Source organism: Candidatus Accumulibacter phosphatis, from assembly GCF_000024165.1.
Taxonomy (GTDB): domain Bacteria; phylum Pseudomonadota; class Gammaproteobacteria; order Burkholderiales; family Rhodocyclaceae; genus Accumulibacter; species Accumulibacter phosphatis.
On the sequence record NC_013194.1, the window covers coordinates 2,901,961 to 2,919,516 of the forward strand.

At 61.0% G+C, this 17,556-nt stretch carries 21 protein-coding genes; 7 read left to right on the forward strand and 14 right to left on the reverse strand.

Annotation, left to right across the window (positions count from 1 at the left end):
- Nucleotides 1–140: 140 nt before the first annotated feature.
- From tgt to CAP2UW1_RS12570, 5 genes are all read left to right on the forward strand, one after another.
- Nucleotides 141–1,256, forward strand: coding sequence for a tRNA guanosine(34) transglycosylase Tgt (gene tgt, locus CAP2UW1_RS12550; protein WP_015766988.1), 1,116 nt, complete (start codon nt 141–143; stop codon nt 1,254–1,256).
- A 48-nt stretch (nt 1,257–1,304) separates the two neighbouring features.
- Nucleotides 1,305–1,631, forward strand: a complete 327-nt coding sequence (gene yajC, locus CAP2UW1_RS12555; protein WP_015766989.1) for a preprotein translocase subunit YajC — start codon at nt 1,305–1,307, stop codon at nt 1,629–1,631.
- 58 nt (nt 1,632–1,689) lie between these two features.
- On the forward strand, nt 1,690–3,567 hold the full coding sequence (gene secD, locus CAP2UW1_RS12560) for a protein translocase subunit SecD (protein ID WP_015766990.1): 1,878 nt from the start codon (nt 1,690–1,692) through the stop codon (nt 3,565–3,567).
- Between the two features lie 12 nt (nt 3,568–3,579).
- Entirely contained in the window at nt 3,580–4,524 is a 945-nt protein-coding gene (gene secF / locus CAP2UW1_RS12565) for a protein translocase subunit SecF (protein ID WP_015766991.1), read from the forward strand.
- Nucleotides 4,525–4,640: 116 nt separating this feature from the next.
- Nucleotides 4,641–5,342, forward strand: a complete 702-nt coding sequence (locus CAP2UW1_RS12570) for a cytochrome b/b6 domain-containing protein (protein ID WP_015766992.1) — start codon at nt 4,641–4,643, stop codon at nt 5,340–5,342.
- Between the two features lie 57 nt (nt 5,343–5,399).
- Here the strand turns inward: CAP2UW1_RS12570 and CAP2UW1_RS12575 are convergent, their stop codons facing one another.
- From CAP2UW1_RS12575 to purB, 4 genes are all read right to left on the reverse strand, one after another.
- Complete coding sequence (locus CAP2UW1_RS12575) at nt 5,400–5,855, reverse strand: c-type cytochrome (RefSeq protein WP_015766993.1); 456 nt, start codon at nt 5,853–5,855, stop codon at nt 5,400–5,402.
- 159 nt (nt 5,856–6,014) lie between these two features.
- Nucleotides 6,015–6,347, reverse strand: a complete 333-nt coding sequence (locus CAP2UW1_RS12580) for a DUF2322 family protein (RefSeq protein ID WP_015766994.1) — start codon at nt 6,345–6,347, stop codon at nt 6,015–6,017.
- Nucleotides 6,347–6,679 (reverse strand): ABC transporter permease, encoded by a 333-nt coding sequence (locus tag CAP2UW1_RS12585; RefSeq protein WP_015766995.1) that lies wholly within the window; start codon nt 6,677–6,679, stop codon nt 6,347–6,349. The genes CAP2UW1_RS12580 and CAP2UW1_RS12585 overlap by 1 nt, the downstream gene beginning before the upstream one ends.
- A complete protein-coding gene (gene purB, locus CAP2UW1_RS12590; protein WP_015766996.1) occupies nt 6,679–8,046 on the reverse strand; it encodes an adenylosuccinate lyase in 1,368 nt (455 codons plus the stop codon). The genes CAP2UW1_RS12585 and purB overlap by 1 nt, the downstream gene beginning before the upstream one ends.
- Before the next feature lie 129 nt (nt 8,047–8,175).
- Here purB and CAP2UW1_RS12595 point away from each other — a divergent pair, with 129 nt between their 5' ends.
- The gene (locus tag CAP2UW1_RS12595) at nt 8,176–8,784 is read left to right on the forward strand and encodes a glutathione S-transferase (protein ID WP_015766997.1); all 609 of its coding nucleotides are present in this window, start codon (nt 8,176–8,178) and stop codon (nt 8,782–8,784) included.
- A gap of 46 nt (nt 8,785–8,830) precedes the next feature.
- On the opposite strand, the gene motB is transcribed toward CAP2UW1_RS12595, so the two are convergent.
- Both motB and motA read right to left on the reverse strand, forming a co-directional pair.
- Nucleotides 8,831–9,790, reverse strand: a complete 960-nt coding sequence (motB, locus tag CAP2UW1_RS12600) for a flagellar motor protein MotB (protein ID WP_015766998.1) — start codon at nt 9,788–9,790, stop codon at nt 8,831–8,833.
- 34 nt (nt 9,791–9,824) lie between these two features.
- Complete coding sequence (motA, locus tag CAP2UW1_RS12605; protein WP_015766999.1) at nt 9,825–10,682, reverse strand: flagellar motor stator protein MotA; 858 nt, start codon at nt 10,680–10,682, stop codon at nt 9,825–9,827.
- A gap of 200 nt (nt 10,683–10,882) precedes the next feature.
- Between motA and CAP2UW1_RS12610 the strand changes: the two genes are divergently transcribed.
- A complete protein-coding gene (locus CAP2UW1_RS12610) occupies nt 10,883–11,422 on the forward strand; it encodes an NUDIX hydrolase (protein ID WP_015767000.1) in 540 nt (179 codons plus the stop codon).
- Nucleotides 11,423–11,450: 28 nt separating this feature from the next.
- On the opposite strand, the gene CAP2UW1_RS12615 is transcribed toward CAP2UW1_RS12610, so the two are convergent.
- The 8 genes from CAP2UW1_RS12615 to ccoO all read right to left on the reverse strand — a co-directional run bounded on the left by CAP2UW1_RS12615 (nt 11,451) and on the right by ccoO (nt 17,553).
- The gene (locus CAP2UW1_RS12615) at nt 11,451–12,590 is read right to left on the reverse strand and encodes an IS630 family transposase (RefSeq protein ID WP_015765997.1); all 1,140 of its coding nucleotides are present in this window, start codon (nt 12,588–12,590) and stop codon (nt 11,451–11,453) included.
- Nucleotides 12,591–12,667: 77 nt separating this feature from the next.
- Complete coding sequence (locus CAP2UW1_RS12620) at nt 12,668–13,363, reverse strand: TonB family protein (RefSeq protein WP_015767001.1); 696 nt, start codon at nt 13,361–13,363, stop codon at nt 12,668–12,670.
- Nucleotides 13,364–13,504: 141 nt separating this feature from the next.
- Nucleotides 13,505–13,645 carry a DUF3149 domain-containing protein gene (locus CAP2UW1_RS24555; RefSeq protein ID WP_015767002.1) on the reverse strand — a complete coding sequence of 47 codons (141 nt, stop codon included), beginning with the start codon at nt 13,643–13,645 and terminating at the stop codon, nt 13,505–13,507.
- 20 nt (nt 13,646–13,665) lie between these two features.
- Complete coding sequence (locus CAP2UW1_RS12625) at nt 13,666–14,202, reverse strand: FixH family protein (RefSeq protein ID WP_015767003.1); 537 nt, start codon at nt 14,200–14,202, stop codon at nt 13,666–13,668.
- The gene (gene ccoG / locus CAP2UW1_RS12630) at nt 14,199–15,614 is read right to left on the reverse strand and encodes a cytochrome c oxidase accessory protein CcoG (protein WP_015767004.1); all 1,416 of its coding nucleotides are present in this window, start codon (nt 15,612–15,614) and stop codon (nt 14,199–14,201) included. Before ccoG ends, CAP2UW1_RS12625 begins: the two co-directional genes overlap by 4 nt.
- A gap of 229 nt (nt 15,615–15,843) precedes the next feature.
- Complete coding sequence (gene ccoP, locus CAP2UW1_RS12635) at nt 15,844–16,743, reverse strand: cytochrome-c oxidase, cbb3-type subunit III (protein ID WP_015767005.1); 900 nt, start codon at nt 16,741–16,743, stop codon at nt 15,844–15,846.
- On the reverse strand, nt 16,743–16,934 hold the full coding sequence (locus CAP2UW1_RS12640; RefSeq protein ID WP_015767006.1) for a CcoQ/FixQ family Cbb3-type cytochrome c oxidase assembly chaperone: 192 nt from the start codon (nt 16,932–16,934) through the stop codon (nt 16,743–16,745). Before CAP2UW1_RS12640 ends, ccoP begins: the two co-directional genes overlap by 1 nt.
- A gap of 4 nt (nt 16,935–16,938) precedes the next feature.
- Complete coding sequence (ccoO, locus tag CAP2UW1_RS12645; RefSeq protein WP_015767007.1) at nt 16,939–17,553, reverse strand: cytochrome-c oxidase, cbb3-type subunit II; 615 nt, start codon at nt 17,551–17,553, stop codon at nt 16,939–16,941.
- Nucleotides 17,554–17,556: the final 3 nt, after the last annotated feature.

Here is a 17,556-nt window from a genome sequence, read left to right on the forward strand (position 1 = left end):
AGGGGTGCTCTTTTTTGCTTCGCCGGCAAGCCCGATGAAGGGCTGGGGTTGCCGCTGACTGAGCTTGTGCAACGCCGAACGTCCGCGCTGTCCGCTTTCTGCGGCCGGCGGCTGGAGCTCGCTGACACTCCCTTGATGACATGAACTTCCAGCTTCTGGCCAGTGACGGTGCTGCTCGTTGCGGCCGCCTCACTCTCACCCACGGCACAGTGGACACGCCGGCCTTCATGCCGGTCGGCACCTACGGAACGGTCAAGGCAATGACGCCCCGCGACCTGACCGCGACGGGCGCGCAGATCTGCCTCGGCAACACCTTCCACCTCTGGCTGCGCCCCGGGCTCGAAGTCATCGCTGCGCATGGCGGCCTGCACCGCTTCATGGGCTGGAATGGGCCGATCCTCACCGACTCCGGCGGTTTCCAGGTCTTTTCCCTCGGTGCGCTGCGCAAGATCAGCGAGGAGGGAGTCCGCTTCCAGTCGCCGGTCAACGGCGACCGCCTGTTCCTGACGCCCGAGGAATCCATGCGCATCCAGCACGTGCTCAACTCCGACATCGCGATGATCCTCGACGAATGCACGCCCTACCCCGCCGACCATGCAGTGGCAGCCGCGTCAATGTGCCTGTCGCTGCGCTGGGCACGGCGCTCGCGTGACCGGCACGACGAAATCGGCAACGCCAACGCCCTGTTCGGCATCGTCCAGGGCGGCATGTACGAAGACTTGCGTGACGAATCGCTGGCCGCGCTCATCGATATCGGCTTCGCGGGCTTCGCGATCGGCGGCCTGTCAGTCGGGGAACCGAAGGACGACATGGCGCGAATTCTGGCGCACACCGCACCGCGCCTGCCGCAGGACAGGCCACGCTACCTGATGGGCGTCGGCACACCTGAGGATCTCGTCGCCGCCGTCGGCGCCGGCATCGACATGTTCGACTGCGTACTGCCGACGCGCAATGCACGCAACGGCCACTTCTTTACCCGCTACGGCGACATCCGGATCAGGAACGCCTGCCACAAGAGCGACCCGCGCCCACTCGACGCGAGTTGCGAATGCTATACCTGCCGGAACTTCTCGCGCGCCTACCTTCATCATCTGAACCGCACCGGCGAAATCCTCGGCGCGCATCTCGGCACGCTGCACAACCTCCACTACTACCAGGTCCTGATGCACGAGTTGCGCAAGGCGATAGCGAGCGGGACGCTGGCGTCAACCGTTTCGGCCTTCCAGCGCGCACGCGCTCAGCCGACGACAGCATAGTGGTATAATTGTTGGTTTCGTTGAAATTATTCATCTTAGGAGACTGATGTGCTAATCAGCACTGCCCACGCCCAGACTGCTGCAGCGACCGACCCAACCGGTGGTTTCATGCAACTCCTGCCGATCATTCTGATGTTCGTCGTCCTCTACTTCCTGATGATTCGGCCGCAGATGAAGCGAGCTAAGGAGCACAAGGCCCTGATCGAAGGCCTCGCCAAGGGTGATGAAGTGGTCACTGGCGGCGGCATCGCCGGCCGAGTCACTCGCGTCAGCGACAGCTTCATCGCTCTCCAGATCGCCGAAGCCGTCGAAATACACGTTCAGAAACAGGCTGTTACGCTTGTCTTGCCAAAAGGCACTCTGAAAGAGCTTTAACCAACCGCCGGGCGCCGCCCCCTCGTGGTCGCCCGCGCCATTCTGACTGCATGCATCCATGAACCGCTACCCGCTCTGGAAATACGTTCTCGTCGCCATCGCACTGGTGCTCGGTCTGGTTTACACCTTGCCGAACTTCTTCGGCGAGTCGCCGGCTGTCCAGGTTTCCAGCGCCAAAGCCACTCTCAAGGTTGATGAGAAGACGCGAGAACGGGTCGCCAGCACGCTACGGAGCGCCAGCATCGAGAACAGCGGCATCTTCCTCGACAGCAACGGCGTCAAGGTTCGCTTGCTCAACGCCGACAGTCAGTTGCAAGCAAAGGACCTGCTTGAAAAGCAGTTCAACCCGGACCCCACCGACCCCCAGTATGTCGTCGCCCTGAATCTGCTGTCGAGTTCGCCTCAATGGCTGACCAACCTGCATGCGCTGCCGATGTACCTCGGCCTCGACCTGCGCGGCGGCGTACATTTTCTGCTTCAGGTGGACATGAAGGGCGCGCTGACCAAGCGTCTCGACTCGATCAGCGGCGATTTGCGTAGTCTGCTACGCGACAAGAATGTCCGGCATGCCGGCATCACCCGCGAGGGCGAACGCCTGACCATTCGCTTCCGCGACGGCGATACCCGCGCCAAAGCACGAATCGTCCTCGAGGACAATCAGTCCGATCTGCTGCTGGCTGATCAGGGAGAAGGCGACGATCTCAAACTGGTCGCCACCCTGAAGCCGGAAGCGATCAAGCGCATCCAGGAATTCGCCGTCAAGCAGAACATGACGACGCTGAGCAACCGCATCAATGAACTTGGGGTCGCCGAACCGGTGATCGCCCAGCAGGGTGCCGATCGTATCGTTGTGCAGTTGCCTGGGGTTCAGGACACCGCCAAGGCCAAGGACATCCTCGGGCGCACGGCGACGCTCGAAATCCGCATGGTCGAGGAGACCGCCGGAGCCCTCGAGGCGGCCCAGGCCGGCCAGGTCCCCTTCGGCACCGAACTCTATGTCGAACGCGGCGGCCTGCCCCTTCTCGTCAGGAAGCAGGTGGTACTCACCGGCGACCGGTTGACCGATGCGCAGCCCGGCTTTGACAACCAGACGCACGAACCGGCCGTCCACCTGACGCTCGACTCGGCCGGCGCACGTATCTTCAAGGATGTCACGCGCGACAACGTCGGCAAGCGAATGGCGATCGTGCTGATCGAGAAGGGCAAGGGCGAGGTGGTTACCGCACCAGTGATCAGGGCGGAAATCGGCGGCGGGCGCGTACAGATTTCTGGCCGCATGAGCACGATGGAAGCCAACGACACGGCGCTGTTGCTGCGCGCAGGCTCCCTGGCCGCACCGATGGAGATCATCGAGGAGCGGGCGATCGGTCCGAGCCTCGGCGCCGAGAACATCAAGAAGGGCTTCCACTCGACGATGTGGGGCTTTGCCGCGATTGCCGTCTTCATGATCGCCTACTACGTCCTGTTCGGCCTGGTGTCGGTGATTGCCCTGGCCGCCAACCTGCTCTTCCTGGTTGCCCTGCTCTCGCTCCTGCAGGCGACGCTGACCTTGCCGGGAATCGCCGCCATCGCCTTGGCACTCGGCATGGCCATCGACGCCAACGTCCTGATCAACGAGCGGATTCGCGAGGAACTGCGCAACGGATCGACGCCCCAGCTGGCGATCCACACTGGCTACGAGCGGGCGTTCGGTACTATTCTCGACTCCAATATCACGACGCTGATTGCCGGCATCGCCCTGCTGATTTTCGGCTCCGGTCCGGTGCGCGGTTTCGCTGTCGTACACTGTCTCGGGATTCTCACCTCCCTGTTCTCTGCGGTCGTCGTCTCGCGCGCGCTCATCAACCTGATCTATGGCAACCGTCGCAAGATCGAGTCGCTGGCCATCGGCCAGATCTGGAAACCCGGCAACACCGCCAATGTGGCAGCCAAATAGGGAAACGCCAAGATGGAATTTTTCCGGATCAGAAAAGACATCCCGTTCATGCGCCACGCGCTGGTGTTCAACGTCATCTCGCTGCTCACTTTCCTGCTTGCCGTATTCTTCCTGTTCAGCCGCGGGCTGCATCTCTCGGTCGAGTTCACGGGAGGAACGCTGATCGAACTCAACTACAGCCAGGCCGCCAACCTCGAGAAGTTGCGCGAGGGGCTTGGTAAGGCCGGCTACAGTGACTTCTCGGTACAGAACTTTGGGTCCAGCCAGGACGTCCTGATCCGGTTGCCCCTCCGGGCCGATCAGAACACGACGCGAATCGGCGAGTCTGTCCTGCAGGCTCTCAACGCCGAGACCCCGGGAGCCTCGCTGCGCCGGGTCGAGTTCGTCGGACCACAGGTCGGCAAGGAACTGGCCGAAAACGGTGCCCTGGCGCTCTTGCTGGTGGTCATCGGCATAGTCGTCTACCTGGCCTTCCGTTTCGAGTGGCGTTTCTCCGTCTCCGCGATCATTGCCAACCTGCATGATGTAATCATCATTCTCGGCTTCTTCGCCTTCTTCCAGTGGGAGTTCTCGTTGTCGGTGCTGGCGGCGGTGCTTGCCGTCCTCGGCTACTCGGTCAACGAGTCTGTCGTCGTCTTCGACCGCGTGCGCGAAACCTTCAGGAAAGTACGCGGACTGACGACGCCGCAGGTCCTCGACCACGCGATCACCAGCACCATCTCACGCACCATCATCACGCACGGCTCGACCCAGATGATGGTTCTGTCCATGCTGCTCTTCGGCGGCGAGACGCTTTACTACTTCGCCCTGGCGCTGACCATCGGTATCTGTTTCGGAATCTACTCTTCCGTGTTGGTGGCTAGTCCGCTGGTCATGTGGCTCGGTGTCTCGCGCGAGCAGTTCGTCCGACCCAAGAAACAGATCGAGGGCGCCAACGAGGATGGCGCCGTCGTCTAGCAGGCTTTGCCGACGCCAACGGCCAGAAGCTTGCCGGCCGTAAGAGAGTACCTTGGGGGTTCGGGCCGGCAGAAGTGGCAACGTGTCACCGCCTGTCTCATCAGATGGAGATGCTCATGAGCAAACAGCGAATCCGGCTTTGGGACCTGCCGACCCGCCTCTTCCACTGGTTGCTGGCAGGCTTGGTGGTCGCCTCCTTCGTCAGCGGCAAGATCGGCGGCAACGCCATGGACTGGCACGGCAAGTTCGGCCTGGCCATCCTCGGATTGCTGGCCTTCCGTCTCGTCTGGGGCTTCGCCGGCTCTACCTACGCTCGCTTTGTCAGCTTCCTCCCGACGCCGGCAAAGGTTCTCGCCTATCTAAGGGGTCAATGGCGCGGCGTTGGCCACAACCCGCTCGGAGCGTTCTCGGTCTTCGGACTCCTGCTTCTGCTCGCCTTCCAGGTTGGAACCGGCCTGTTTGGCAACGACGACATCGCTTTCCGGGGTCCGCTGTACGAGTTGATCAGCAAGGACTTGAGCGACCGACTGACGGGTCTCCACAAGTTATCGGTGAACGTTCTGATCGCCCTGGTGACGCTGCACATCGTCGCCATCGCGTTCTACGTGCGGGTCAAGAAGGACGACCTGATCAGACCGATGCTCACCGGTTGGAAGGATGTCGCTCCAGGCGAAGGCGCATCGGCCTCGGGCGGCGGCGCGCTACCCCTGGCGGTCGCACTGCTTGTCGCTGTCGCCACGGTCTATGGCGGCTCCGGCGCCTGGCTCCCGACACCGCCACCACCACCTGTTTCGGCGCCAGCAACGCCGTCCTGGTAAGAAAAGACTGTCCAGGGGCAACCCCTGGCAAAAGCCCGCCAGCGGTTGCGCTCGAACTCAGTCGTTGCGGTACTTGTCGTGGCAGGCCTTGCAGCTTTCGCCCGTCTTCCCGAACTGCACCTTCACGGCGGCGGCGTCGCCGCCGGCGGCGACCTTTTGCAATTCATTGGCTTCCTTGATGTAGGCCATCGCCAACTCCTTGACCTTGTCCTGCTCCTTGAAGAACTCGGGCTTGACCCGCGTCTTCTGGCCGCCGACTTCCTTGTCGGTCCCCGGCCCGAACAGCGCACCCATCCCCGAATTGGCCGTCGCCGCGACGACGTTGGCGGCAGCGATGACCTGTTCCTTGTTGTACGTTCCTTCCAGGTTGGCCTTGATCTTGCCCATGTTCCACGCCATGAAACCGTAACCAGCCTTGCGGGTCTTGATCATTTCTTCCGGCTTCAGGGCCTGCTGCGCGAGAACGGCACCGGCAAAGCTGGTCAGCACCAGGGCAACCACGACTTTCTTCATCTTTTCTCTCCGTTAGGTTGACAACACGCTTGCGAGACGTTCGGTGAGCAAGGACACGAGGCAATCTGCTCCCTCACAGTTTGATTGTAGCGGACGTCCGCGCCACCGTCAGTAACTGCGGTCACGAAGAACCGCTACGGCCGGCCGGGCGTCTCCCCTTCAGACGGCAAACACATGTTTGGTGCGCAGGGTCTTTCCTTCATCAAGAAGTGCCAGCAGGCGATCGACATTGGGATGCTTTCCCGGATTGGCGCGCGCGTCCTCGGCGTGCTCGGCAAAGATCTCAAGCCCTTTCTTTGCTGCCTCCGGGGTAATCGCCCCGTAGGTCTGCGCGAGATGGTTGTAGACGGCCAGCGATCCCTGACTGCCGGACTTGTTTTCGATGCTGGCCACAACTTCCCCGCCGGCATCGAGCAAACCGATCGCCGCGAGGTGCGATATACCTGGTAACTTCTTCAAGTTGTCGGAGAACCGGTTCATTTCTCCCACCATCATCCCTTCCGATTGCTGATCGCCCCGACGACCATGCCGGCCAAGGCGGCGGCAAGAGTGATCGACAGGACCGGTCCCCAACTCGCCTGTTCGGGTCCGACAGCGGAAGACCAGACCGCGGTCAGCAAGCCTCCGGCCAGCAAGCCGAAAACCCCGCCGACGAAAGCACCGCGCTTGACCGCACCGCGTCGTCCGTCCTCACCGCAACAAAAAGGGCAATACAGCGACCCCTTGGGGACTTCCTGCTCGCAGCTCGGGCAGACCATCATCTCGGCCCCATCCCCGGCCTGCCGCTGCTCCGGCGCATCAAGGGGCGCTTCCTCGGTACGCATCAGATCCTCCTCGCGAGAAGGGCGGCCATGCCCGTGTAGTCCCATGGGGTGAGTTCCAGCAGATCAGCTTTGGCGGCCGCGGGAATCTCCAGTGAGGCAACGAAACTGTGCATGTCTTCACGCGAGACTCGCTTGCCACGGGTCAGTTCCTTGAGCTTCTCGTAGGGATTCGCGACGCCGTAGCGGCGCATCACGGTCTGTACGGGTTCGGCGAGAAGTTCCCAGTTGGCATCGAGATCGGCATGCAGGTGATCCGCATCGGCTTCGAGCTTGTTCAGTCCTCGCAACAGCGAGTCGTAGGCGAGCAGCGTGTAGCCGAGGGCAACCCCCATGTTGCGCAATACCGTCGAGTCGGTAAGGTCGCGCTGCCAGCGCGAGACAGGCAGCTTCTCGGCAAGATGGCGCAGTAGCGCGTTCGCCAGGCCCAGGTTGCCCTCGGAGTTCTCGAAGTCGATCGGATTGACTTTGTGCGGCATGGTCGAGGAGCCGATCTCCCCTGCTTTGAGCTTCTGCCTGAAGTAGCCAAGCGAGATGTAGCCCCAGACGTCGCGGTTAAGGTCGGCCAGAATCAGGTTGGCTCGCGCAAACGCGTCGAACAATTCCGCCATCGTGTCATGCGGCTCAATTTGTGTCGTGTAAGGATTGAACTCAAGACCCAGCGACTCGACAAAGCGTCGAGCGAGTTCCTGCCAGTCGTAGCCGGGGTAGGCGGCCAGATGGGCGTTGTAGTTGCCCACGGCACCGTTCATTTTTCCAAGCAGTCGCACACCGGCGATGGCCGAGCGGGCGCGGCCAAGGCGATAGGCGACATTGGCCATTTCCTTGCCGAGCGTCGTCGGCGTTGCTGGCTGGCCGTGCGTGCGCGACATCATGGGCAGTTCGGCGAAGCCGTGCGCAAGGTCCCGCAGCCGCTCGACAACCTTGTCGAGCGCCGGCAACAGTATCTCCGCACGCGCCGCCTGCAGCATCAGAGCGTGCGCCAGATTATTGATGTCCTCGGAAGTGCACGCGAAGTGGATGAACTCACCGACGCGCATCACCTCCGCGTTGTTGGCCAGGCGCTTCTTGATCCAGTACTCCAGCGCCTTGACGTCATGATTCGTCACCGCCTCGATCTCTTTGACCTCTGCCGCCTCCCGTACGCCGAAATCGGCAAGCAAAGTCCCCAGCTCGTTCAGCGTTGCCGATGAAAACGCCGGGATCTCGGTAAAATTCGGCTCAGCCGCGAGCGCTTTGAGCCATTCGATCTCGACCTGAAGGCGACGGCGAATCAGGCCATACTCGGAAAACTGAGGTCGCAGCGCATCGAGCTTGCCGGCGTAACGACCGTCCAGTGGGGAGAGCGAAGTGAGCGAAGAAGAAGACATCCAGGCATCCTTGAGGCGAGAACAGAGGAGCGTGGTATTTTACCCGTTAGCGGTCGGCGCGACAGGCCCACAAACCGCATGTCGCCGCGATGCTATAATTGCTTAGGATTTTTTACATTCAGGAAGCACATGAAGCTTATCGGATCATTGACCAGTCCTTACGTCCGCAAGGCGCGCGTCGTTCTGGCCGAGAAGAAGATCGACTACGACTTTGAGCTCGATTCGCCGTGGACGCCGGAGACGCAGGTGGCCAACGTCAATCCGCTGGGCAAAATCCCGGTGCTCGTCCTCGACGACAACACTGTCCTCTTCGATTCACGCGTCATTGTCGAGTACCTCGACAACGTTGCCCCCAACAACAAGTTGATGCCCGGCCCCAATCGCGAGCGTAGCGAAATCAAGCGTTGGGAGGCCCTGGCCGATGGCGTGTGCGATGCCGCCGCATTGGTCTTTCTCGAGAAGAAGCGGCCGGCTGCGCAACAGGGTACTGACTGGATCGCTCGCCAGGAAGACAAGATCATCCGCAGCCTGGAATTCATGTCTGGAGAGCTTGGCGAAAATTCCTGGTGCATGGGCACTCACTTCTCGCTCGCCGATATCACTGTCGGATGCGCACTCGGTTACCTGCTGTTCCGCTTTCCCGCCATCGACTGGCGGGAAAAGCACCCTAATCTCGCTCGCCTTTACGACAAGCTGATGCGGCGCGCGGCTTTTGTGGAAACGATTCCGCAGGGTTGAGGGGCTGGACGCCGATCCGGCGCGACCTGTGGTGATCTGACGCGCTTCAGCCCTTGCCGGCTGAGATTGTGGGCGAATTGATCGATTTGGTGTCGAGCCCTTCGCCGCCGACTTCCACCGCATCGAACTTGCCGTCTTCCTGTAGCAGCGATTCCTCCGCGCGCTTGTTGAGGACGACGATGCTGATTCGGCGATTGATCGAACTCAGCGGATCGTTCTTGTCGAACAGCACCGTGGACGCCAAGCCGACGACGCGCAATACCTTGTGCTCATCCATGCCCCCAGCAATCAGCTCGCGCCGGGAAGCGTTCGCACGATTCGCTGAAAGTTCCCAGTTCGAGAACCCCTTGTCTCCCCCGCCATACTGTGCGGCATCGGTGTGGCCGGAAAGACTCAACTTGTTGTGCACCGCGTTCAGGGCCTTGCCGATCTCGCGCAGGATCACTCGCGTATGCGGCTTCAGTTCCGCACTGCTCGTATCGAACATCGGGCGGTTCTGCTCGTCGACGATCTGAATACGCAGCCCTTCGCTGGTAATGTCGATCAGCAACTGGCTCTTGAATTGCTTGAGCGCCGGGTTGCTTTCGATGAGCTTCTCGATGCTCTCCTTGAGTTCACCAAGCAACGCCTTCTCGCGCTCCTCGAACTCCTTGCGCGCCTGCTCGGCGTTGGTTTCCTTGAGGTTTACGGTCTTGCTCTTGCTGTCGATATCGCCACTCTTGACCTGACCGGAGCGGCGCGTCAAGTCCTTGCCACCCCCCTTGAGAACGCTTGAACTGTCGCCGGTTCCGGAACCACCCGTCGAGGCAATCTTCAGCGGATTCTGAAAAAAGTCGGCGATACCCTTGAGGTCCCCACTGGCAGTCGATCCGAGCAGCCACATCAGCAGGAAGAAAGCCATCATCGCCGTTACGAAGTCGGCATAGGCAATCTTCCACGCGCCGCCATGGTGACCGCCGGCGACCTTCTTGATCCGCTTGATGACTATCGGTCGTACGTCTTCCATCCCTAGCCCCTCCGATCAGCGGCGACAGCGTGACCTACTTGCCCTTGCGCGCCTTGAGTTCCTCTTCAAGCTCGCGGAACGTCGGGCGTAGCCCGGAGACGAGCGTCTTACGTCCGAATTCGACCGCTACCTGCGGTGCATAGCCGGACATCGACGCCAGCAAGACGACCTTGATCACCTGATAGATCTTTGTGCCGTCCTGTGCCTTCTGTTCCAGCAGGCTGGCCACCGGGGACACGAAGCCGTACGCAATCAGGATGCCGAGGAAGGTACCGACCAGCGCCCCCCCGATCATCTTGCCGAGCACGGCGGGGGGCTCGCCAACCGAGCCCATGACGTTGACCACACCCATCACCGCGACGACGATGCCGAACGCCGGCACGGCATCAGCGACCTTGGATACGACGTGACCTGGCGTCTCGACCTCGTGATGGTGAGTTTCAATCTCGATGTCCATCAGGTTCTCGATCTCGATGGCATTGAGGTTGCCCCCGACCATCATCCGCAAATAATCGGTAATGAACTCCATCACGTGATGGTCGCCCGCGAGCGACGGATACTTGCTGAATATCGGGCTGTCCTGGGGATTCTCGACGTCGTTCTCGATCGACATCAGCCCTTCCTTGCGTACCTTGGCGAGCACTTCGAAAAGCATCGCCAACAGGTCGACATAAAGGACTTTCGTAAACTTCGAGCCCTTGAAGATCCCGGGCAACGCGCCGACAGTCGTCTTGATGATCTTGAGATCGTTGGATGCGACAAAGCCACCAATGGTCAGGCCGACGATCGCGACGTACTCGAGGGGCACCCACAGCGCGGCCAAGCTGCCGTGCACCGAGTAGGTCCCGAGTGCTGCCGCCAGGATGATAACGTAGCCAACGATCAGAAACATCCGGTTCCCCTTGTCATTGCGCGCCGTCAGTGCCGCCTAGCGCAGATCAGCATTGTCGCGCATTGTAGCGAGATTCCCCACCTCAGGCAGCGCACCAGGCGCCTTGCCGACGATCGGACAACCGACAGCCGCTTCCCTGCCGACCCGAATCATATATAAACTAGCCGGATGATCAAGCCAGGCAAGAGGGAGTCTCTCCAATGAAGTTCTGCAGCGAATGTGGCGAAGCGCTGAGCCTCCTGATTCCCGACGGTGACAACTTGGCCCGCCACGTGTGCCAGAGTTGCGGCATGATTCATTACCTGAACCCCAAACTCGTCGTCGGCTGCATTGCCGAGTGGCGTGACCAGATCCTGCTCTGCCGGCGGTCTATCGCCCCCCGCTACGGCTTGTGGACCCTTCCCGCCGGCTTCATGGAGAACGGTGAGACGACTGCCGATGCGGCAAGGCGTGAAACGCTCGAAGAGGCCTGCGCCCAGGTCGAGATCAGCCAGCCCTTCGCGATGATCAGTGTGCCGCACATCAATCAGGTGCACCTCTTCTACCGGGCTCGCCTACTCGACGGGAGCTTCGCCGCCGGCCTGGAAACCCTCGAGGCAGCGCTCTGCAGCGAAGAGACGATTCCCTGGCAGCAACTCGCGTTCCAGACCGTCACGCGCTGCCTGCGAGCGTATTTTGCGGACCGCAAGACCGGTCGGTTCGTCTTCCACGAAGACGAAATCAGGCCGCCAATCGGCTAGTAGTGCGTTCCGTTAAAACCTATACAGATTAGGCTATGGCGAGATCGAACTTCTTCCAACGAAAGACGACTGGGGCCGCGTTCATCTCGTCGACCCCTTGGCGGATGCGTGTCTTGAGTTCGTCTAGAGAACTGACGCGGATATGTCGCAAGAAGGTGCGAGCCATCTTCGAGAAGGCGCACTCGATGAGGTTGAGCCACGAGCCGTGTTTGGGGGTGTGGACATACTCGAAGCGCCCAGGACGCGTCGCAAGGAACGCCCGGGTTTCCTTCGAGATGTGTGCCGAATGATTGTCGAGGACGAGACGAACAAGCGCCTCTGGAGGATAGTGGGCGTCGATATCCTTGAGCAACTCAATGAACTCGGCGCTACGGTGCCGATCCTCGACTCGCTCGAAGATATGACCGGAGTGCAGATCGATGCCAGCCAGAATCGAGACGGTGCCATGGCGAACGTACTCGTAATCGCGCCCGAGGGTGGCCGCTTTGTCAGGCACCGGGGGCAAGTCCGGCGCCGTCAGACCCAGCGCCTGAACACCTGGCTTCTCGTCGACGCTCACGGTGTAGATCGGATTGGGACGCGCATCATGAACAGCCCCCTCCCGGTACAAAGCCACATCCTGATAAACCATCAGAACCTCTTGCATCTTCCGGTCGAAATCCGGGTCACGCCGCTCCAGGTAATAGCGGATCTTGTGCGGCTTGATCTGCCGCTCGTTGAGAATCCGCCAGACGGTACTCTTGCCCGCTTGCGCCAAACGCGGATGGCCGACCTCCTCGGCATGGCTCGAGACAAATTCCGCCAACGCCGAAATCGACCACACTTCCGCTGCCCGTCCATGATCTTTCGGTTTGGTACACGCCAAACTGACGACCCAAGCCTTGGCCTCCTCGCCAATCTCAGGCTCATGCGGGCGATGATAGGCATCCTTCAGGCCAGCCGCCACACCATCGGCCAGGGCTTTGTCGATACACTTGTACACCGTCGAACGTCCGACTCCCACTCGACGCATGACTTCAGTAATCGACCGGTTCTCCACGTACGCCAGGAGAATCTTCGCCCTCTCGGCTTCACGTACCGGCGCCGTTCTCGACCGGGCCAGATCCCCGAGCATCTCCTCTTCCGCCGCCGTCAAGGCCAGTGCCACCCGACTCGTCTTTCCCGACATGACCACACCTCACACACAAACGTCTTGAAATCATGTCAGTATCGCCGAATCTTCATGTCTATTGTTGAAACGAACTACTAGTGGCCCGGATCAAGCGAGAACTCGATCGGCAACAACACCCGAAACGCCCGGCCCCGCAAGGCCTCGGGCAGCGTTGTTGCCGCCGCCGCCTGCTCGATCATCAACATGGCCTGCGTATCGAGCACGGCGCGCCCACTGGACCGCACGAGCGACAGCTCAGGAACATGCCCCCAAGCGCTCATGCTGACTGCAACCTCGGCCGTGCCTTCCCAAAGACTCTCGCGTGCTACCGGAGGATAGCGCTTGAAGCGGCGGGCGGCGATCGCCAGTGCCACGCGATACTGGCGCAGGTCGTCGGCGCTGACGCCATCCCGTGTCGCTACGGTCGGGGCCGCCCCCACCGGCGCCTCGGCGGTCTGCTCTGGAGCAGCCTTGCCCACCGCCGCCGGAGCCATCACGGCAGACGGGACAACGACTCGCGGCGCCGTTACCTGGCGCTGGTGCTCTGTCGATCCATCCGACCGCGCGGTCATCCGGGAAGGTGGCGGCACACCGACCGGCGCCGGCGCCTTTGGCCCCGCCGCGTGCGACGGAATCGTTTGGCTGCGAGTACCGATCACCGCCTCGAGTGGCTTCCCGGCGGGCGCAATGCGCACCGGCAGGCCTGGGTAGACACGAACGAGTAGTACGAGATGCGCCAGCAGCGAGGCGACCACAGCCAGCAGCAGGCGGCGAACGCCTTCACGCCGCATTGCCGTCGCAGTGCGTTGCGGCCACCGGCAAGCGGCGATTGCCTGCCGGAGATTCGCCGGCTCGCCGCTCCCAACGGCCAGAGCCGGTGATAGCCAATCTGGTCTTCAGCATCCGGGGCCGGGCGCACCCCGACCATCGACCTATTTTCCGGCTCGTGCTTCGTCCTCACGTATCTTCTTGCTGAAGAAGGAGGAAAACCAGAACGCCATACCGACCACGAAAAGAATCACGAACAGGCTGAATAGCCCGTAGTCACTCGAAAACAACAAGTCCCAAGCCATCGTCTACCTCCCTGAAAAAATCAGTTACCCGCTGCCGTCACCCTGGATAACGGGGTCCACCGCAGCGCCGATTCTGTTCCCGTCACCCAATCTCCCACCAAGCGCCACTGTCGCTTTTCGTCCTCGAGGCTGACGTGCCAGCGACCACCAGTCAAGGGGGCGAGCGTGCCCACATAGACACCGCCGCCCTCGGCACGCAGGGCCACGTCCTGATCGAAACCCGGGCGCGTCGGATGCGCAATGCGCAGGCTGAGCGCATCCGGCAAGGCCACTCCGGCGTGCAGACGCAGCAGGATCCGGATCCGCCTACCCTCCTCACCAAGCACGAAGTCTGCCGCGACTCCCAGTTCGGCGGCGCGCTGATCACGCTCCGTGCGCCGATTTACCGTCAGGCCCTGCTTGTAGTAGTCGTCCTCCACCAGTCCATCACTGGTCACGACCGCCAGATAGGCGGTGATGACTCCGGCGATGATGACAATTACCGGACCGAGCATCAGCAACCATGGCCATGGCTCGCGGTACCACGGTGCTGCCTTGGCGCTCTGCTCTCGCTTCATGGCAGGAAGAAGCTCGTCTTTTCCCGAACCGCGATCGCGTCGCGATCCTCGGCCCTGACCTCGAAGAAGAGTTCGTTCGACCCCTTCCTGCCGACCCCGGGTTCGACCCGCGCGGAGAGCGCCAGCGTAGTCGAAGACGCCGCCGGAACGTCCACGCTACGATTGCCGACGATATCGACACCCTCGATGCCGCTGACGCCAATCAAGTAACGATGCGGCGAATCGTCAGTGTTCGAGATGTGCAAACGGTACACGTTCTCGATACGCCCATCCTCGGCCTCGCGCGACAGTGTCGAACGGTCGCGCAGGACATCCACCTTGAGCGGCACGCGGTGAGCCAGGCTCCACGCTGTCCCCAGAATGATCGCCAGCAGTATGCTCGTATAGAGAAGCGTTCTGAAGCGCAACAGGTGCGCGAACATCTCGCGCGGGGAGTAATGTTTCTCCAGAGCATTCTCGGTCGAGTAGCGAATCAAGCCACGCGGCGAACCGACCTTGTCCATCACCTGATCGCAGGCGTCGATGCACGCCGCGCAGGCAATGCACTCGAGTTGCAGCCCATTGCGAATGTCAATCCCCGTCGGACACACCTGTACACAGATGCTGCAGTCGACGCAGTCGCCCAACGCCTCCGTCTTCGGCGTGGCACCTTTCCTGCGCAGACCTCGCGGCTCTCCCCGCTCCGGGTCGTAGCTGATGATCAAGGTATCCGGATCGAACATTACCCCCTGGAACCGGGCATAGGGGCACATGTACTTGCAGACCTGCTCGCGCATGAAACCGGCCATCAGGTACAGGAAGGCCGCATAGAAGAAAATCCAGAAAGCCTCCCACGGTCCCAGACTGAAAGAGAGCAACTCGCCAAGGAGTTCCTTGATCGGCGTGAAATAGCCGACAAAGGTGATCCCTGTCCACAACGCAACAACGAGCCAGAGCGAATGCTTGATCAACTTGAGGCGGAACTTGCGCATGCTCATCGGCTGCGCATCGAGCTTGATGCGTGCTGGACGTTCGCCCTCGATCTTGCGCTCGATCCACATCAGTATCTCGGTATACACCGTCTGCGGGCAGGCGTAGCCGCAGAACAGGCGACCACCAATCGCGGTGACAAGAAACAACGCGTACGCGGAAATCACCAGCAGAACGGCCAGGTAGATAACGTCCTGCGGCCAGAACACCAGGCCGAAGATGTAGAACTTGCGTTCAACGATGTGGAAGAGGACTGCCTGCCGACCGCCCCACTCGATCCAGCACAGGCCATAAAACAATGCCTGCGTAAAGAAGACCATCGCCCAGCGCCAGTTGTTGAAGACCCCTGTTACGCTGCGTGCGTGGACGGTTCTGTGCTTTTCGTACAGGCCGTCGATGTTGATGGGAATTGCCTTGGCCTTGTTGCCGGCCGCTTGGTCCATGATTTCAGCTCCGATCCATTTCAGAATTACACCAAACTCTAATATTACATCTTGGCGTGATGCTGATCTTGATCTGAATCAGCCCGGAGTAATTGCAGCGCGCGATTCCCGGCAACACAACGGGCGTGGGGCACCTGGCCGCGACCGCTGGAAAGCTGCGAGAAGGGAATCAGCGACGGAAAAACAACGGAGCGGCGAGGCGCGCCGCTCCGTTGTTGCGGCCTTGTTGCTATTTGCTGCCGGCGCTCAGACTGAGCACATAGGCGGCGAGCACGTGCACCTTGGCCTCACCGAGAAACTCCTTCCAGGCCGGCATCTGGTTCGTCCGACCCTTCGTGATGGTTTCGATGATCGTCGCCTCCGAACTACCGTAGAGCCAAATCTTGTCGGTCAGGTTGGGGGCGCCGACCGCGTGCATGCCCTTGCCATCCTGTCCGTGGCAACCTGAGCATCCCGCCGTATTGAAGGCTTCCTGCCCCTTGGCAACGCGCACCGAATCGGCCGGCAGGCCCGAGAGAGAGCGCACGTAGTTGGCGAGATCCTTGACTGTTTCGGCGCCAAGCTGTGCGTGCGGCGGCATCACCCCCATCCGACCGTTGGTGATTGTTTCGACGATCGCCGCCGGCTCGCCGCCCCACTGCCAGTCATTGTCGGCCAGATTCGGAAAGCCCTTCGAACCCCGTGCGTCGGCACCATGGCACTGCATGCAGTAGGTCAGGTAAAGCCGCTTGCCCGTTTCGTTGCCTTCCTTGTCGCCAGCCAGCGCCTGCAGGTCCATCTTCATATACTTGTCGTACAGGGGCTTCGTCTGCTCGTCGGCCTTGGCGACTTCCTTGGCAAGCTGCCCACTGGACGACCAGCCAAGCATGCCCTGATAGCTGCCCAGCGTCGGGTAGAGCGCGCAGTACACCAGCGAGAAGATAACGGTCAGATAAAAAAGCCACATCCACCACTTCGGCAAGGGATTGTTGTACTCCTCGAGAGTCTCGTCCCAGACGTGACCAGTGGTGTCCACCTTGGCAGGTGGCGGCGTACTCTGCGACCAGAGCATCACACCACAGGCAATGATGCTGAGCAGCACCAACAGAATGACGTACCAGTTCCAGAACTGATTCACAAAATCGTTCATCATGCTTTCCTTTGTTCGATGCGATCCAGGCCGAGTTCAGCCCGATCCGCTGCCTCGTCCGAGAACGGCAGCATCGCCGCCTCTTCGAAGCGCTTCTTGTTGCCCTTCACACCGTAGGCCCACCAGACGATCCCAAGGAAGGTCAGCAGGGAAACGACGGTCACGATGGAGCGCAGATCGTTGATGTCCATGCGCCTACTTCGCGTTCTTCATCTCAAGGCCCATCCCCTGCAGATAGGCGATGAGCGTGTCGAGTTCGCTCTTGCCCTCAAGCTGCTTCTTGGCTCCGGCGATCTCCTCGTCGGTATAGGGGACACCTACGATGCGCAAAGCACGCATCTTGGCCTCGATGCTGTTCGCGTCGGCCGGAGCCTTCTCCAGAAAGGCGAAAGCCGGCATGTTGGACTCCGGCACGACGTCGCGCGGATTGATCAGGTGAGCGCGGTGCCACTCATCGGAATACCGCCCACCAACGCGCGCAAGGTCCGGGCCGGTACGCTTCGAGCCCCACTGGAAGGGATGGTCATAGACGAACTCGCCCGCCACCGAATAATGACCATAACGCTCGGTCTCCGCACGGAACGGACGAATCATCTGCGAATGGCAGAGGAAGCAGCCTTCACGGATATAGACGTCGCGCCCGGTCAGGCGGACCGGATCGTAGGGCTTGAGCCCAGTCACCGGTTCGGTAGTGGATTTCTGGAAGAACAACGGCACGATTTCGACCAGACCACCGACGCTGACCACCAGCAGGGTCAGCAAGACCATCAATCCGACATTGCGCTCAATTGCATCTTGCGTAAGTTTCATTTC

Bases quoted from the DNA above. Each gene is read 5' to 3' on its own strand.
- tgt (WP_015766988.1), top strand. From the start codon at position 141: ATGAACTTCCAGCTTCTGGCCAGTGACGGTGCTGCTCGTTGCGGCCGC.
- secD (WP_015766990.1), top strand. From the start codon at position 1,690: ATGAACCGCTACCCGCTCTGGAAATACGTTCTCGTCGCCATCGCACTG.
- secF (WP_015766991.1), top strand. From the start codon at position 3,580: ATGGAATTTTTCCGGATCAGAAAAGACATCCCGTTCATGCGCCACGCG.
- CAP2UW1_RS12570 (WP_015766992.1), top strand. From the start codon at position 4,641: ATGAGCAAACAGCGAATCCGGCTTTGGGACCTGCCGACCCGCCTCTTC.
- CAP2UW1_RS12575 (WP_015766993.1), bottom strand. From the start codon at position 5,855: ATGAAGAAAGTCGTGGTTGCCCTGGTGCTGACCAGCTTTGCCGGTGCC.
- CAP2UW1_RS12580 (WP_015766994.1), bottom strand. From the start codon at position 6,347: ATGGTGGGAGAAATGAACCGGTTCTCCGACAACTTGAAGAAGTTACCA.
- CAP2UW1_RS12585 (WP_015766995.1), bottom strand. From the start codon at position 6,679: ATGCGTACCGAGGAAGCGCCCCTTGATGCGCCGGAGCAGCGGCAGGCC.
- purB (WP_015766996.1), bottom strand. From the start codon at position 8,046: ATGTCTTCTTCTTCGCTCACTTCGCTCTCCCCACTGGACGGTCGTTAC.
- CAP2UW1_RS12595 (WP_015766997.1), top strand. From the start codon at position 8,176: ATGAAGCTTATCGGATCATTGACCAGTCCTTACGTCCGCAAGGCGCGC.
- motB (WP_015766998.1), bottom strand. From the start codon at position 9,790: ATGGAAGACGTACGACCGATAGTCATCAAGCGGATCAAGAAGGTCGCC.
- motA (WP_015766999.1), bottom strand. From the start codon at position 10,682: ATGTTTCTGATCGTTGGCTACGTTATCATCCTGGCGGCAGCACTCGGG.
- CAP2UW1_RS12610 (WP_015767000.1), top strand. From the start codon at position 10,883: ATGAAGTTCTGCAGCGAATGTGGCGAAGCGCTGAGCCTCCTGATTCCC.
- CAP2UW1_RS12615 (WP_015765997.1), bottom strand. From the start codon at position 12,590: ATGTCGGGAAAGACGAGTCGGGTGGCACTGGCCTTGACGGCGGCGGAA.
- CAP2UW1_RS12620 (WP_015767001.1), bottom strand. From the start codon at position 13,363: ATGCGGCGTGAAGGCGTTCGCCGCCTGCTGCTGGCTGTGGTCGCCTCG.
- CAP2UW1_RS24555 (WP_015767002.1), bottom strand. From the start codon at position 13,645: ATGGCTTGGGACTTGTTGTTTTCGAGTGACTACGGGCTATTCAGCCTG.
- CAP2UW1_RS12625 (WP_015767003.1), bottom strand. From the start codon at position 14,202: ATGAAGCGAGAGCAGAGCGCCAAGGCAGCACCGTGGTACCGCGAGCCA.
- ccoG (WP_015767004.1), bottom strand. From the start codon at position 15,614: ATGGACCAAGCGGCCGGCAACAAGGCCAAGGCAATTCCCATCAACATC.
- ccoP (WP_015767005.1), bottom strand. From the start codon at position 16,743: ATGAACGATTTTGTGAATCAGTTCTGGAACTGGTACGTCATTCTGTTG.
- CAP2UW1_RS12640 (WP_015767006.1), bottom strand. From the start codon at position 16,934: ATGGACATCAACGATCTGCGCTCCATCGTGACCGTCGTTTCCCTGCTG.
- ccoO (WP_015767007.1), bottom strand. From the start codon at position 17,553: ATGAAACTTACGCAAGATGCAATTGAGCGCAATGTCGGATTGATGGTC.